Source organism: Bradyrhizobium sp., from assembly GCF_016462955.1.
Taxonomy (GTDB): Bacteria; Pseudomonadota; Alphaproteobacteria; order Rhizobiales; family Xanthobacteraceae; genus Bradyrhizobium.
Genome location: NZ_JAEMSD010000087.1, coordinates 1,798 through 16,700, shown reverse-complemented (window position 1 = coordinate 16,700; position 14,903 = coordinate 1,798). Strand labels below are relative to the sequence as shown.

Sequence of the window (14,903 nt, the reverse complement as noted above, 5' to 3'; positions counted from 1 at the left end):
CGGCTGGCACATCCAGCAGATCCTGAAGATCGCCGGCGTCCTCAACGCGCCCGAGCAGCGCGTCTGTATCCTGGATTCGGACAATCTGTTCTTCCGCGAATTCGACGTCGGCCAATATGCCGGCGGCGAAAAGACACCGCTGTTCGTCACGCCGAAGGACATCGGCGCCGACCATCCCCTGCATCGGCTGTGGCTCCGCACGGTCGATCAGCTTCTGGGTATCCAGGAGCGATCGTTCCCGGCGGACGATTATGTCGGCAACGCGCTGGTCTGGGACAAGGACGCGGTGCGTGCGATGACGGACGCCATCAAGTCGGCGACCGGCTCGAACTGGGTGCTCGCGCTGTGCCGGAAGAAGAAGTTTTCCGAGTATCTGCTTTACGGAAACTTCGTCGCGAATTCGCCCGAACATCTGGCGAGACATCGGATCACCGAGGACAGCATCGCGGTCTCGCACTGGGACGACACGCCGCTCGACCGCCCCGCCATCGAAGCGATGATGCGCGCGGCCTCGCCCGGGCAGGTCGCGCTTTGCATTCAGTCCTATTCGTCGACGTCGATCGACGACATCCGGGACGTGTTCCGTCTCTCCTCGCGCGAACGTCTCAGTCCGGGCCTGGCTCCCGATCACATCGCGGACGAGTCCGCGTTCGAAGCGCCGAAGACGCGGTGATCTTCAAGCGTCCCTTGTGAATTTGCTGATGACGTCCATGAACGGCTTCGGCTTGAATTCGCCGTCGAGCGGCAGCGGACGGTTCGGCTGCTTGTCCTTGCGGGTGAAGGTGCCGTTGATCCAACTGTAGCGGTCAGAGATGCCCCAGGTCAGGATCGAGCGCACCGGGCCGCTGGCTGAGATCGCCGTCAGCAGGTCGTCCACGCGCTTGGCGACGATGGCGTCGCGCTCTGCCGCATTGCCCGCCAGCTTCTGGTCGTCGACGTCGAGTTCGGTGACGAGCACCTCGAGTCCCCAGGAGCGCAGCTCGGTCGCAAATTCGGCGAGCCCGTGCGTGTCGATCTCGAGCTCGGCGTGCAGATGCGATTGCAGCCCCACGGCATGGAGCGGGACGCCCTGGTCGAGCAGCTCCATGATCAGGTTGCGATAGGCCGCACGCTTGGCGATGAACGAGTCTTTCGCCGACTCGATGTCATATTCGTTGATGGCGAGCTTGACGAACGGATCGGCCGCAGCCGCCGTGCGGAATGCCAGCGGAATCCAGCCGTTGCCGAGATGCTGCGACCAGAACGTGTCGCGCCGGTCTTTCGGACTGCGGGGATTGTCCGGGATCGGCTCGTTGACGACGTCCCAGGACGTCAGCTTGTCCTTGTAATAGGAGACCACGGTGCCGATGTGGTCGCGATAGGCGCGCTCGACGCCCCTGGTGTCCTTGATCTGCTTCGTCCAGTCCGGAATGTCGTGATACCAGGCGAGCGCGTGGCCGCGCATGGTCAGGTCGTTGTCGCGCGCGAAGTCCAGGATCGCGTCGGCGCGCTCGAACGCGAATGTATGCGCGTTCGGCCGCAGCATCGGCCATTTCAGCTCGAGCACCGGCACGACCTGCGTGCAATAAGTGCTGATGGCCTCGCCGAGCCGCGGATCGGCTTGCAGGTCCCACAGCGTTGCGGCTGCGCCGTAGCCCGGGCGGCGTTGGGCGCGCTTCGAAGCCGGCACTGCGGACGCAGACGCGCTCGCCGCGAGCGCTGCGGCGCTGCCGAGCAGGAATTCGCGTCGGTCGAGCCTGGTCACGCGTGACGCTGCATCGCGGCTTCCGCGATCTCGTAGTAGTGCAGCGCGCCCTTCTCCAGCGTCAGGTTGTCCAGCACATAATCGCGCGGCGTGAAGCCGCCCGCGTCGACCTCAGACCAGAAGCGGCCCCAGCCGGCCGCGAAGCTGTCCGCATCGGTGAAGGTCATGCCGCAACGCGCGTCGAAATAGGGCACCGAGGACACGTTGCCCTCGTATCTCACCTTGTGCGGGAAATATTTCGGATCCTGCCAAGGCCCGCCGCGATCCCAGGCGAAGACCGGCACGCCGCTCGACAGCGCCTGCTGGCAGGCAATGCCCTGGCTCTCGTGCTCGCAGAGGAAGACCATGCTGCGGCAGCGCGCCAGCGCGGCTTTGTAATCCTCTTCCTTGTAATGGCCGTAGCGGATGATTTCGACGGTGCGGCCGCGGGCTTCGAGAAACTTCCGGATCGGTTCGATCAGCTCCGGCTGGTACCGGTCGTAGTCCCAGCGGATCTTGTCGTAGAGCAGCACGTCGATGGTCTTCTGTGCGCCCGGCGCCGGGACCCACAGATCCGTCTCGATGCCGACGGGCCAGGCGCCGACGTGGGGCCAGTGCGGACGGAACATGTCGGCATACCAGGCGCACGGCACCAGCACGCGCCTCACGTCGAGGTGCTCTAGAGTCTCCGGTGCGTCGATCGGATGGTCGTACATGGCGACGCCGAGCAGCAGCGGATTCTTCCACTTGAACCAGTCGAGCACGAACGGCCGGCCGATGATGCAGGCCAGTTCCTCGGGGTGCTTGCGGATGTGGCGATAGTCGTTGACGCGGTAACGGATGCCGAGCCGATCGAGGCCTGCGCACAGGTTGAGCAGGACGCGCCGTTGCCCGCTGATGAAGGACTTGCCCAGCAGCAACCGGCGCAGCAGCGGCCGGAGATGACGGTCGCCGGGAAACCAGCGGTCGTCCCGTTCTTCGAAGAAGAGGTTGAGGACCATCCTGTCGCGGTCTTTCGCGCCTGGATGTGCCGGAACCGAGGGAGCAGTGGCGTCTCCGCGCGGAAGCGAGGCCGATTTCGCCCGTGTTCGTTCGGCAACGTCCATGTCAGTCACATCAGTGCGTCGGAGGAGTCGGGCGACGTTTCGCTATCATACCTCTTTTCCGTGATCGTGCCGGTCACTTCAAGAACAGGGCAAATTTAACGCTAACGCGCGATAACCGCGCGCGCGCTCCATTGGCGATCCGATTTGCAGGCTTGTGCGGCTATCTTTGACCTATCCTCGGCAATGCCAGCGGCGAGGCCGATCGTCACACCCAATCGTCTTAACGACCCGTTAATCCTGATGGCCGCCCACGGTCCCGTGATCGCATGCTGAACCGCCATTTCTCGATCTATCTTGTCGCCTACATCCTGCCCGCGGCGGTGGGCTTCTTCGCCGTCACCGCCTATACGCGGCTCTTGAGCCCGGCGGAGTACGGCGTCTACGTCGTCGGCATCAGCCTTGCGGGCATCCTGGGCGCGATCTTCTTCGCCTGGATCAAGCTCTCGGTGTCGCGCTATCAGGCGATGTCCGCGGAGGTCGATTTCCGCGGCACGGCGATGGTCGCCTTCGCGCTCACGACCGCGGTGCTCTGCGCCACCACGCCGCTGGTTGTCCTGTTCCGCAGCGACGTCAGCGCCGAACTGCTGCTCGCCAGCATGTTCGTCGCGATCATGGCCAATGCGGTCGATGTCGGCCAGGAGTTCGAGCGCGCCAAGTTGCGCCCCTATCGCTTCGCGGCGATCTCGATCGTGCGCAGCGTGGCGAGCGTCGGTTTTGGGCTCCTCGGCATCTGGCTCGGCTGGGGCGGCATCGGCCTGCTCGCGGCGTTTGGCCTGGGTTCGCTGGCTGGCATCGTCCTGAATCTCGTCGGCGACCGCACGGGCATCGCACGCTTCCAGCGCAGCCAGTTCATGCAACTGGCGCGCTACGGCCTGCCGCTCACGCTGGCAGGATTGTCCGTCGCCGTCTACTCGGCCTGCGACCGGCTCATCGTCGCCTATCTGCTCGGCAAGGACGCCGCCGGCATCTTCGGCGTTGCCGCCGATCTGCCGCGCCAGTTCATGGTGATGATCGCCTCCAGCGTTGCCGCGGCGACCGTGCCGCTGGTGTTCCGGTCATTGTCCGAGAACCACGGCGAGACGACGCGGGAGCGGCTGACCGAAAGCCTCGAGCTTCTGCTCGTCGTCGTCGCACCCGTTGCGGTGTGGCTCGCTCTCGCGGCGGACCAGGTCGCCGGCACGCTCGTCGGCATCGACTTCCGGGCCGGCGTCTCGGCGTTGCTGCCGACTTTGGTGCTCGCCCGCTTCTTCGGCATCGCCAATCAATTTTACGTGCAGATCAGCTTCCAGCTCGCCGAGCGACCGTTCATGCTGGCCATGCAATCCTTTCTCACGTTGCTGGTCAGTGTGATTCTCATGTTCGCGCTGATTCCTGCCTACGGTCTTTACGGCGGCGCGCTGGCGACGCTCGCCACCGAGGCGATCGGCTTCCTCGTTGCCCTCGTCCTGATGCGCCGGGCCCACCCGGTCCCGTTCGAGCTCAATCGCATCGCCGGCGTTGCCGTGTCCGCAGCGGCGATGGCGGCCGCGATTCTGACGGCGCGATCGCAGGCCGGCGGTACCGGCTTCGTGTCGCTGGTCATCGTCAGCCTCGCCGGTGGCCTCGCCTATGCCGCCGCCGCCTGGCTGCTGAATGTCGCCAACGTGCGGACGCTGTCGCTGCGCTTCCTGCGAACGCTGAACCGCAGGGCTCTCGGCGTCTAGTCGCGCCGCGCTGGGCATCGCCGCAGCTGGCCGGACATTCTGCCGCAGCGATCGATGCCGGCTTCGGCCCTGCCTCGGCCGGAGGCCGCCTTCCGCCTGCACGAGCCGTCGTATATGAGAGAATTGTCGCCGGTCCGTGCCGAATCTCGCCACAGACGGAACTTAAAGGCGGCTGCGATATCTTAACGCAATGATTCCAATCTGGCATTTGAGCGGCACCAGCGGACTGGCAGTTCGACCGAGGATGGCATGAAAAACCGATCGACGACGACGCAATCCACCAAGACGGTGCGGCGTTGGGGCCTTGCCGGAATCATTGCGCTCGCCACCGTCGCCACATTGGCGCCAGCGGTCCCGGCGATGGCGGCCAAGCAGTCGCGCCAGACGGCCGAGGCGGTGGCGGCGCGTCAGGCCGGCGACCCGGTTATGGCGATCGTGTCGATCAAGAGCCAGCAGGTCACCTTCTACGATGCAGACGGCTGGATCGTCCGCGCACCGGTGTCGACCGGCACCACGGGTCGCGAGACCCCGGCGGGCGTTTTTGCCATCCTCGAGAAGAACCGGGAGCATCGCTCGAGTCTGTATGACGATGCCTGGATGCCGCATATGCAGCGCATCACCTGGAACGGGATCGCGCTGCACGGCGGACCGCTGCCCGGCTATGCCGCCTCGCACGGCTGCGTGCGGATGCCGTTCGGCTTTGCCGAGAATGTGTTCGACAAGACCTATATCGGGATGCGCGTGATCGTCTCGCCGCACGACACGGTCCCGACCGATATCTCTCATCCCTCGCTGTTCGTGCCGAAGCCCGAAGCCATCGCGGCGGTGCCGGGCCGTGCCGACAAGCTCTCCGCCGAGGAGGCGGAGGCCATCAGGGCGGCCGACGAGGCCAAGAAGGCTGCTTCCGCTGCCGCCAAGGAGGCTGCTTCGCTCCCTGCCACGCTGCGCAAGCTGGAACAGCAGAAGACCCGCGCGGATGCCGAGCTCGCCTTCGCCGACAAGACGCTCGCGAACGCCAGGACGGATCAGGCCCGCGCCAAGGCCGAGGAGCTGAAGCAGAAGGCGGCGGCCAAGGCGTCCGACGCGGCGACGCAGCTCGACGCCGCCAGGGCCGCGGCGCAGCCGAAGCGCGATGCAGTGGCCATCACCAAGGAAGCCGCCAAGGCGGCCGCGGCCAGGAAGGCCGACGCCGTCAAGGCGGCGACCGACGCAAAGCTCGCGGGCGAGCCGGTTTCGGTCTACATCAGCCGCGCGACGCAAAAGCTGTACGTGCGGCGGAACACGCACAAGCCGGCGCCCGACGGCGGCGGCGAGGTGTTCGACACCAGCATCGAGGTCCCCGTCACGATCCGCAACCCCGAGCAGCCGATCGGCACGCATATCTTCACGGCGATGGCGAAGACCGACACGGGCCTGCGCTGGAGCGTTGTCACGATCGAGAACGGCGACGAGGCCCGCAACGCGCTCGACCGCATCACCATCCCTCAGGACGTGTGGGATCGCATCGGGCCGACCGCCTTGCCGCGCTCCTCGATCGTCATCTCGGATGAGCCGCTGAGCAGCGAGACCAATTACCGGACCGAGTTCGTCGCGGTGCTGAGCAACGAGCCGCAGGGCGGCTTCATCACGCGCAAGCCGACCGCGCCCGCCATGGTCGCGAGCGACGATGGCTGGGACAATGGCGGCAACGGTTTCGGCTTCTTCTACCAGCGCGATCCCTACGTCCAGCAAGTCAATCCGCGGCGACGCAGCCAGTATCAGTACTACCAACCGGCGCAGCCGATGCAGCGGGGCTTCTGGTAAGGCGGCGCGGCGCGCTTCGCCACTGCGATTCGATCTCGGGCGCTCGAGTTTCGCTAAAGTGGCTACTGGCCCTGGGTTCGGCCGCCCACCTCGCGGATCGGACGCGTGCCGTCCCAGTTCAGCGCGGCCTGCCGGACCTTTTCGAAGAAGGGTCCCTTGGTGCCGCTGATGTCGGAGATCTCGATGATCGTGCCGGGATGAGCTTGCGTGTCGAAATAGGCGAAGCGCCCCTTGTCGCCGCCGATCTGGCCCTCATGGCCGATCCTGTAGCCGAGCCCGAGCGCTTTGTCATAGAGCGCCTGGTAGTCGTGGCTCCAGTACGACATGTGCTGGAGCCCTTCGTGCCCGGCCTCGAGGAATTCCCTGTAGAGCGAAGGCGCGTCGTTGCGCTGCTGGATCAGCTCGATCTGGAGATCGCCGGAATTGGCGAGCGCAATGCTCATCTCGACGGCGGAATCCCGGCCGCGATGGCGGAACCAATCGGTCTTGACCCGGTCCATGTAGTACCAGGGCCCGACCCCCATCACCTCGATCCAGTGCCTCATTGCGGCGTGGATGTCCCGCACAACATATCCGTTCTGGCGCACCGCGCCGAAGAAGCGGCTCATGCCCGCGCTCCTGTTCTCGACCTATTTCATTGCTTCGGTACCGGGACTGCGCACGAGCGCGGCCTCCATAGTTCGAGACGCCCGCTTTGCGGGCTCCTCACCATGAGGGTTTGATATCTCACCACGAGACGGGACCTCATCCTGAGGGCCCGCCGCAGGCGGGCGTCTCGAAGGATGGCCGCAAGCAAGCTGTCCGCCACTTACTCACTTGACCTCGATGCCCGCGTCCTTGGCCACCTGCTTCCAGGCCGCGATGTCGCGGGCATTGATGTCGCGCTGCTCCTCGCCGGGCACGAATTGGGGCGTGATCCCAAGGGCCAGCAGCTTCTGCTTCACCACCTCGTCGCCGAGCGCGTCCTTCAGCGCCGCCGACAGCTTCTGGGCGATCGGCGGGGCCATGCCGGCCGGCGCATACATCGCCCAGGACAGACTGCGGTCGAACGGCACGCCCTGTTCCTTGTAGCTGGCGACGTCAGGCAGGCTGGGCGAGCGCTCGCCGCAGGCGGCCAGCGCCTTGATCGAGCCCTCCTTGACCAGCGGCGTCGCGGTCGCGACGTCGAGCGTTGCCAGCGAGATGTGTCCTCCGAGCAGATCGCCGGCCAGCTTCGCAATGCCGTTGAAGGGCACGTGATCCATCTTGATGCCGGTCTGCTGCATCAGGATCTCCGCGCAGAATTGCCCGGTCGACCCGACACCCCAGCTGCCGTACTGGATCGCCTCGCCCTTCTTGGCCATCGCGACCAGGCCCTTGATGTCGTTGGCGGCGAAATTCTTGGTTGCGACCAGCATGATCGATGAGGTGCCGACGCGGCCGATGGTCGTGAAATCCTTGATCGGATCGTAGGACAGCTTTGGGTAAATGGCGGGCGCCAGCACATGCGTGGTCATGCCGCCGACCGTGATGGTGTAGCCGTCGTTCGCGGATGCTGCGACCATTTTCGTGCCGATCGTTCCCGCGGCGCCGGTGTGGTTCTCGATATAGATGCTCTGTCCGAGCGTCTTGCTCATGCCGTCGGCAAGCAGCCGGCCGACCACGTCACCGCCGCCGCCGGCCGCATAAGGCAGCAGCATCCTGATCTTGCGGGTGGGGTAGGCCGAGGGGTCCTCGGCGCGAGCCGGTAAGATCGCCGAGAGCAATGCGAGCAATGAGAGTGTGGCGGTGCGGAGCTTCATGATGGTCCCCCTAATCCTCGAAACGAAATCGATAGGCGTCGTCGTGTCGGATCACGCGGCCCACGGTCGGCGCCGGAAAATGGCCGGTGAGCAGATAGCTTGGCGTGTCCGCGAGTTCCTCCAGCAGAGCCATTCGGGTCGCGAGGGCCACGGCCGGATCGGCGTCGGCGGCGTTCGATAGCCACGGCGCGGCGCACTGGATCGGATGATGGATGACATCACCCGACATCACCGCGTGATCGTGGCCGCCGTTGAGATGGATCTGCAGGTTGCCGGCCGTGTGCCCCGGCGCCGGCGCGAAGCGCAGGGCCGCGTCGCGATCATCGAACAGGCGATGGTCGGTCTCGACCAGTTCGGCGAGGCCGGCCGCGACCACAGGCAGCACGGAATCCTCGAACGAGCCGTGGTTCACGGGGACCTTCGGCGCGGCGTTATGCGCGGCTTCGAAATGGCGGTATTCCTCCCGCCCCATCAGATAGCGCGCATTGGGGAAGGTCGGGACCCAGCGACCGTCGAGAAGACGCGTGTTCCAGCCGACGTGATCGACATGCAGATGCGTGCACATCACGAAGTCGACCTGCTCGGGGGTGATGCCCAGCGCCTGCAAGTTCTTGAGATACGGCTGATTCAGGTTGTTCCACGCCGGCACGCGCGGCCGGTTCTTGTGGTTGCCGCAGCAGGTGTCGACGATCGCGGTCCAGCGCGGCGTCCGCACCAGGTAGGAGTGATGGCTGAGGATGAAGCGGCCGGTCTCCGGCTCGATATAGCGGTGATCGAGCCAGCTCCGGTTCTCCGCGATCACCGCGTCGGTGACGTTGGCGAACAGCCAGGTCTTGTCGAAGGCAAGCGCGGCGATCTCGCTGACGAGATCTATCCGCATGCTGCCGATCCTGACCTGCCGCATGCTTCAGTTCTTCAGGAGATCGCCGAACGGCACCCAGCGCGCGCCGTCGAAACGGATCAGCTGAAGGCTCGTCATCGGCGTATGACGCTCGGGTGAATTGTTCACCGTCGTGCCGTTGATCAGCATCGGCAGCCGCACGTCCTTCATGGTCGTGGCCTGCTTCATGACGTTGGCGCGGGTGAGGTCGTTGCCCGAGGCCTTCAGCACAGTCACCAGCGTCTGCGCGATGGTGTAGCCATAGACGTTGAGCCAGTCGGCCTTGTTGGCCTCGGGCATGTACTTGTCCATGAAGGCCAGCCACTCCTTGTAACCGGCATCGTCCTTCAATGCCGGATCGGTCGCATCCTTCAGGTACTGGCTGGAGATGACGCCGGTGGAATTGTCCTTGCCCGCCGGCTCCAGCACGCCGCTGATCGAGGCCGAGACGTTGGAGATGATGGTGACCGGCTTCCAGCCGATCTCCCCGATCTTGCGGATCGCCTGCGCCGCGAATTTCGGCGTAGCCGCCACGAGCACGACATCGGCGCCCGCCGTCTTCAATTGCAGGATCTGGGTGTCGATCGTCGGCGCCGAGGTCTCGTAGGCCGCGCGCGCGACGATGGCCTCGCCGCCGCCGAGCCCTTCCTCCAGCGCCTTCAGATAGTCCTTGCCGAGGTCGTCGTTCTGGTAGAGCACGCCGATCTTCGCATTGGCGTGGCTTGCCTTGATGTATCTGGCGTAAGCGATCGCCTCGTCGCGATAGGTCGGCTGCCAGCCGACGGTCCAGGGGAAGTTCTTCGGGTCATCCCACTTCGCTGCGCCCGAGCCGAGGAAGAGCTGCGGCACCTTGCGGTCGTTGAGATATTTGTGCACGGCGCTGTTGGTCGGCGTGCCGACGCCGCCGAAGATCAGCAGCACCTCCTCGCTCTCGACCAGGCGGCGCGTCTGCTCCACCGTCTTCGGGGGGCTGTAGGCATCGTCGGCGATGATCATCTGGATCCGCCGGCCGTTGACGCCGCCATCGTCGTTCACCTTGCGGAAATAGGCCTCGGCCGATTTGGCGATCTGCGCGAAGGCCGAGACCGGGCCGCTCAGCGGCGCGGTGGTGCCGATCTTGATCGTCTTGTCGTCGGCGCCGGGATCGTACTTGCTTTGGGCAGAGGCGGCGCCGGCTGTGAGCAGAGGCAATAGGATGCAGGCCGCAGCGAGGTCGAGGCGGGTCAAGCACGCCATGGATCATCTCCCCAAAATTGCTCTCCGCTTCTCGATGGAGCGGAGTTGAAACGCGATAACAGCGACCGAAGCGGACTTGCCGGCTCCGGCCCTTGCCGGCAGACTGGCAAACGAACGATCGTTCGTCCGGTTGACTAGCTAACGATCGTTCGTTAGTCAAGCGGTCATGGCTGTCCAAACCTCCAGCGCGGCGCAGGCCGCTGCGCCGACCACGCGAGAGCGGATTCTTTCCGAGGCGCTCAGTCTTTTCGCGCAGAGCGGCTATGGCGGCGCGTCCATGCGCGAACTCGCGCGCCGCGTCGGCATCCGCGAGAGCAGTCTCTACAATCACTTTCCCGGCAAGGCCGCCATCCTCGAGGCGATCGTGGCCGAGCACGGTCCGGCCAGCTCGGCGAGCCGGCTGGAGGAGCCGCGCTACAGGCAGCTGGCGCGGCAGCCCGCCGCGTTCTGCCGGCAGTTCGCGCTGGACCTCGTCGAGCAATGGTCCGACCCGCGCGAGCACCAGTTTCAGAAGGTCATCACCGCGGAACGCAACCGCGTGCCCGGCATCCGCGCAAAGTTCGCCGATCATTTCTACGCGCGCGAGCAGAGCCTGATGACGGATTATTTCCGCGGCTTCGCGCTCGCCGGCCTGATCTCGACGCCGGATCCGCGCGAGACCGCGCGCCTGTTCGCCGCCGGCCTGATCTACATCCGCCTCGAGCACTATGTGATGGGCGCGGCGCCATCGCCGCGACCGAAGGTCATCGAGGCGATCGATCGCTATCTCGCCTTCTTCCTGTCGCTGATCGCGGCAGGCCACAACGCCGACAACAAGAAACGAAAGCCCAAGGGAGAAATGCGTGGCAAGGCTGCCCCTGATTGATCCGGAGACGACGAGCGGCGACATCCGCGCCTCGTTCGACCGCATGCCGGTCAAGCTCAACATCTTCCGCATGATGGCCCATGCCGAGGCCAACATGATCCCGGCGATGCGGCTCGGCAATTCGATCCTGCACAAGCAGAAGCTATCGGCCGTCAACCGCGAGCTCCTGATACTCCAGGCCGCGCAGCTCGAGGGCGGCGCCTATGAATGGCGCCAGCACGTGCCGATCGCGCTCGGCGTCGGCTGCACGCAAGGACAGATCGATGCCGTCGAGCGCGCGGATTACGACGCGGATGCGCTGAGCGAGGCCGAGCGCGCGCTGCTGAAATTCGGACGCGAGGTGGTCGAGAACGTCCGCGTCGCAGAGGCGACCTTCGCGTCCGCTCGCGCGCATTTCAGCGACCAGGAGATCGTCGAATCCATCGTCGCGCTTGGCTTCTACATGATGATGGCGCGCCTCACCGAGGCCACCGAGACCGATCTCGATCCCGCCGCCGGCATGAAGGTCTATGACGGCGGCAAAAAACAGGACGGCTGAGATGGCGGACACCGAGAGCAAGCCGGACCGTTACGTCCGCCCGCCGAGCGCGGAATCGCTGGGCGAGGCGCAGGGCAGGGGGCGCATGAAGGGCCGCCGTATCCTTGTCGTCGGCGGCGGCCAGCGCGTCTTCGAGGCCGCCACCGACCCGATCGGCAACGGCCGCGCCATGAGCATTCTCTGCGCGCGAGAGGGGGCGAAGGTTGCCGTGGCCGATCTCAACCGCAGCTCTGCCGAACAGACGGTCAAGCGCATCACGGATGAAGGCGGCGAGAGCTTTGCCATCGCGGCGGACGTCACCTCCGAAGCGGACGTTCGGCGTATGATCGAGGAGGCGCATCGCGCGATGGGCGGACTGGACGGCATGGTGCTCAACATCGGCACCTTCGGCAAGGTCGGGCTCGACGCCGTCAGTCCCGAGGAATGGAACAGGATCTACGACGTCAACGTCCGCGGTCCCATGCTGTGCTGCCGCGCCGCGCTGCCGAAATTCGACGATGGCGGCGCCATCGTCTTCATCTCTTCGATCGCCGCGTTGAAGGCGGGCTCGCAGATGGCGGTGTACGATTCATCCAAGGCCGCGCTCGGCGGGTTGATGCGCAACATCGCGCATCTCGGATCGCGCCGCGGCATCCGCGCCAATCTGGTCTATCCCGGCCTTGTCGACACTCCGAACGGCCGCGAAGCCGGTGCCGGCCGCCCCAATCGCGGCAAGGGCCACATTCCGTTCGGCCGCCAGGCCACCGCCTGGGAGATCGCCTATGCCGTGCTGTTCTTCCTCTCGGACGAAAGCGTCTACATCACCGCGCAGACCCTCGCGGTCGATAGCGGCTTGAGCGGGATGTGAGGGTCGAACGACGTTAAACACGCACTGACGTCATCCTGAGGTGCTCACTTGGCGATGCATTTCGCATCGCAAGGTGAGCCTCGAAGGATGGGCCACGGGCGCTCGTAGCCCATCCTTCGAGGCGCGCAAGGGCGCGCACCTCAGGATGACGGCGTGCTCGTGGATCGATTGGATCGCGTCTTTAACTCGCGGCCGATCGCGCGCGGCAAATCAGATGATCGAGCGAGACGTTCCCGGGTCCGTACGCCATGATGCCGAGCGCCATCGCCGCCCAGGTGAGGTGGACCGGCCAGCCGTCGGGCACCGTTAGCTCGACGATCATGGTCATTCCCAAAAGCCCAAGCGCGGCGAACCGTGTGCCGAGTCCCAGCACCAGCAGGATCGGAAACATGATCTCGCCGCAGCCCGACAGGAACGCCATCACCGTCGGCACCGGGAAGTGATAGGGCCCGCCCGGCAGATGCAGCATGAATTCGTCGCTGAACAGCGTCACGGCCGTGTCGCTGAGTCTTAAGAACCCGTCCCATTTCAGCAGGCCCGAGCGCCAGAACGGCACGGCCAGCGCAAAGCGGAGCACGAGCTGGACCAGCGACGGCGTCGCAAGCGTCTGGATCAGACGATTGGCCTTGTCGATGAGCACGCCGGGGGACGGCAGGCCGCTGGCGGTCGTCATGTTTTGGTCCGTGATCACGATGGGTCTCCGTCAGCGATCGAAGTGAAGGCGCCGGCATCGACCAGCCCGGCAATGTTCGCGGCAATGTCGAATTCGTCCGAAGCTTGCAGCGCCAGCGCCGCGGCTTCGCCCAGCGGCCGTCCTGACAACAGATGCTCCGCAAACACCGCCCCGCCCGGCGGCAGGTGGCGCAACGCGACGTCGAATTCGGGGCGCGTGATCAGGGCGTCTTCCGGTCTAGAGGCATCGATGCGCGAGGCCTGTGCATTGTCGCGATTGGCCGCGAAGATCGTCACGGCCGCGTAGTCCGAGCGCAGGCAGCGCGCGGCCGGATGCGGAATGAACACCAGATCGGCCAAGCGATCGGGCGGCACCGCCGATAGCTGGGTCGGCGGCAGTGGCGCTGCGTCGGCGGCGTGATAGGCGTCCAGCCAGGCCCGCTCGATGCGCGCGACGTCGGACAGCCAAGGCATGGCCTGGGCATGTTCATATTGCGCGATGAACGCCGGGAAATCGCGACCGTACTCGAACAGCAACGGTGAGGCCGGCGGATTGCTGCGCACGTGGAAGCGCGCCATGGCGCGGAAGAACTCCGTGCCCGTGATGCGCTGCACCGCCGGATAGACCGCGGCGAGCGCATCGATCAGGCTGACCGTGACGTTGTTGCGGTAGACGTCGTAGCGTCGGCCGGCGGCCTTGCCGTTCGGGCCAGTCACGCCGTCGGGCGTGCTCCGCGCCGGATCGAGCAGCGCCGGCGCGAACGCAGCGGCGAAAGACAGGCCGGGTTCAGGCGGCATGACGGTCTCCCGCCGGCGCAGCGGACTGGTGACGATCGAGGATCGCCTGGGCCGCAGCGGCTTCCGCCTGCAGCACCGGCCAGTCCGGAATCTTGCTGTCCCATTCGATCAGCGTCGGCACGGCACCGCGGCGGCTGATGACGATCTCGTAGAGCTTCCAGACCGCGTCCACGACCGGGCCGTCATGGCTGTCGATCAGCAGCAGGTCACCTTCGTCGTCGGCCTGCTCGGCATGGCCGGCGAGATGAATCTCTTCGACCTGCGCCAGCGGAAAGTCCCGGAGATAGTCGAGCGCCGCGTAGCCGTGATTGGTTGCGGAGACGAATACGTTGTTGACGTCGAGCAGCAGGCCGCACCCGGTGCGCTCGGCGACGGCGCGGATGAAGTCGGTCTCGCGCATCGACGATTCGCGGAAGGCGACATAGGTCGATGGATTTTCCAGCAGCAGCGGCCGGCGGATCGCCTCCTGCACCTGGTCGATGTGATCGCAGACGCAAGCCAGCGTCGCTTCGGTATAGGGCAGCGGAAGAAGATCGTTGAAGAAGCTGGTCTCATGCGTCGACCAGGCCAGATGCTCGGAGACCAGCGCCGGCTGGTAGCGCGCGACCAGGGCGCGGAAGCGCGCCAGGTGCGCCTTGTCGAGCGGCCGCGGCCCGCCGATCGACATGCAGACGCCGTGCAGCGACAGCGGATGGTCGCGGCGGATCGCCTCCAGCGCGCGATGCGGCGGGCCGCCGGCGCCCATGTAGTTTTCGGCGTGGACCTCGAAGAAGCCACGCCGAGCTCCGCCATCGAGGATTGCCGGGAGGTGCTCGGGCTTGAAGCTCGTCCCGGCCACGCCGCCGATCGGCGGCGCGAAGCGGAGCGGCATCGCGGCTGGCGGGATGGAATTGATCACCGTGCTCATCGTGCTGCTCCCTTCGTGCGTCCTGCCGACCTCGCGTCGATTAC

At 65.6% G+C, this 14,903-nt stretch carries 15 protein-coding genes; 6 read left to right on the top strand and 9 right to left on the bottom strand.

Annotated elements, in window-relative coordinates:
* Positions 1-673, top strand: a 673-nt coding sequence (locus tag JHD07_RS12155; protein ID WP_291622311.1) for a DUF6492 family protein, incomplete at its 5' end; no start/stop codon positions are given.
* Between the two features lie 3 nt (positions 674-676).
* On the opposite strand, the gene JHD07_RS12150 is transcribed toward JHD07_RS12155, so the two are convergent.
* Both JHD07_RS12150 and JHD07_RS12145 read right to left on the bottom strand, forming a co-directional pair.
* Positions 677-1,744 (bottom strand): endo-1,4-beta-xylanase, encoded by a 1,068-nt coding sequence (locus JHD07_RS12150; protein WP_291622308.1) that lies wholly within the window; start codon positions 1,742-1,744, stop codon positions 677-679.
* Positions 1,741-2,829 carry a glycosyltransferase family 1 protein gene (locus JHD07_RS12145; protein WP_291622306.1) on the bottom strand — a complete coding sequence of 363 codons (1,089 nt, stop codon included), beginning with the start codon at positions 2,827-2,829 and terminating at the stop codon, positions 1,741-1,743. The genes JHD07_RS12150 and JHD07_RS12145 overlap by 4 nt, the downstream gene beginning before the upstream one ends.
* A 266-nt stretch (positions 2,830-3,095) precedes the next feature.
* Between JHD07_RS12145 and JHD07_RS12140 the strand changes: the two genes are divergently transcribed.
* Together JHD07_RS12140 and JHD07_RS12135 are read left to right on the top strand one after the other, a co-directional pair.
* Positions 3,096-4,532: an oligosaccharide flippase family protein gene (locus tag JHD07_RS12140; RefSeq protein WP_291622303.1), complete on the top strand. Its 1,437-nt coding sequence runs from the start codon at positions 3,096-3,098 to the stop codon at positions 4,530-4,532.
* 249 nt (positions 4,533-4,781) lie between these two features.
* Complete coding sequence (locus JHD07_RS12135; RefSeq protein ID WP_291622301.1) at positions 4,782-6,335, top strand: L,D-transpeptidase; 1,554 nt, start codon at positions 4,782-4,784, stop codon at positions 6,333-6,335.
* 62 nt (positions 6,336-6,397) lie between these two features.
* Here the strand turns inward: JHD07_RS12135 and JHD07_RS12130 are convergent, their stop codons facing one another.
* The 4 genes from JHD07_RS12130 to JHD07_RS12115 form a co-directional block, all read right to left on the bottom strand.
* On the bottom strand, positions 6,398-6,943 hold the full coding sequence (locus JHD07_RS12130; protein WP_291622298.1) for a VOC family protein: 546 nt from the start codon (positions 6,941-6,943) through the stop codon (positions 6,398-6,400).
* 204 nt (positions 6,944-7,147) lie between these two features.
* Complete coding sequence (locus tag JHD07_RS12125) at positions 7,148-8,116, bottom strand: tripartite tricarboxylate transporter substrate binding protein (protein WP_291622297.1); 969 nt, start codon at positions 8,114-8,116, stop codon at positions 7,148-7,150.
* Positions 8,117-8,126: 10 nt separating this feature from the next.
* A complete protein-coding gene (locus JHD07_RS12120) occupies positions 8,127-8,996 on the bottom strand; it encodes an MBL fold metallo-hydrolase (protein ID WP_291622295.1) in 870 nt (289 codons plus the stop codon).
* Between the two features lie 27 nt (positions 8,997-9,023).
* Positions 9,024-10,232, bottom strand: a complete 1,209-nt coding sequence (locus tag JHD07_RS12115; RefSeq protein ID WP_291622294.1) for an ABC transporter substrate-binding protein — start codon at positions 10,230-10,232, stop codon at positions 9,024-9,026.
* A gap of 166 nt (positions 10,233-10,398) precedes the next feature.
* Between JHD07_RS12115 and JHD07_RS12110 the strand changes: the two genes are divergently transcribed.
* From JHD07_RS12110 to JHD07_RS12100, 3 genes are read left to right on the top strand one after another with little or no spacing between them, the layout of a single operon-like run.
* Complete coding sequence (locus JHD07_RS12110) at positions 10,399-11,097, top strand: TetR/AcrR family transcriptional regulator (protein ID WP_291622291.1); 699 nt, start codon at positions 10,399-10,401, stop codon at positions 11,095-11,097.
* Entirely contained in the window at positions 11,075-11,635 is a 561-nt protein-coding gene (locus JHD07_RS12105) for a carboxymuconolactone decarboxylase family protein (RefSeq protein WP_291622289.1), read from the top strand. Before JHD07_RS12110 ends, JHD07_RS12105 begins: the two co-directional genes overlap by 23 nt.
* A gap of 1 nt (position 11,636) precedes the next feature.
* Positions 11,637-12,482 (top strand): SDR family oxidoreductase, encoded by an 846-nt coding sequence (locus JHD07_RS12100; protein WP_291622288.1) that lies wholly within the window; start codon positions 11,637-11,639, stop codon positions 12,480-12,482.
* A gap of 181 nt (positions 12,483-12,663) precedes the next feature.
* Here JHD07_RS12100 and JHD07_RS12095 read toward each other — a convergent pair whose 3' ends face one another.
* Genes JHD07_RS12095 through JHD07_RS12085 form a run of 3 tightly spaced genes read right to left on the bottom strand, consistent with a single transcriptional unit; the run spans position 12,664 to position 14,859 of the window.
* A complete protein-coding gene (locus JHD07_RS12095) occupies positions 12,664-13,173 on the bottom strand; it encodes a DoxX family protein (protein ID WP_291622286.1) in 510 nt (169 codons plus the stop codon).
* Positions 13,170-13,952, bottom strand: coding sequence for a DNA-binding domain-containing protein (locus tag JHD07_RS12090; protein WP_291622284.1), 783 nt, complete (start codon positions 13,950-13,952; stop codon positions 13,170-13,172). Before JHD07_RS12090 ends, JHD07_RS12095 begins: the two co-directional genes overlap by 4 nt.
* A complete protein-coding gene (locus JHD07_RS12085; protein WP_291622313.1) occupies positions 13,942-14,859 on the bottom strand; it encodes a DUF692 domain-containing protein in 918 nt (305 codons plus the stop codon). The genes JHD07_RS12090 and JHD07_RS12085 overlap by 11 nt, the downstream gene beginning before the upstream one ends.
* Between the last annotated feature and the right edge of the window lie 44 nt (positions 14,860-14,903).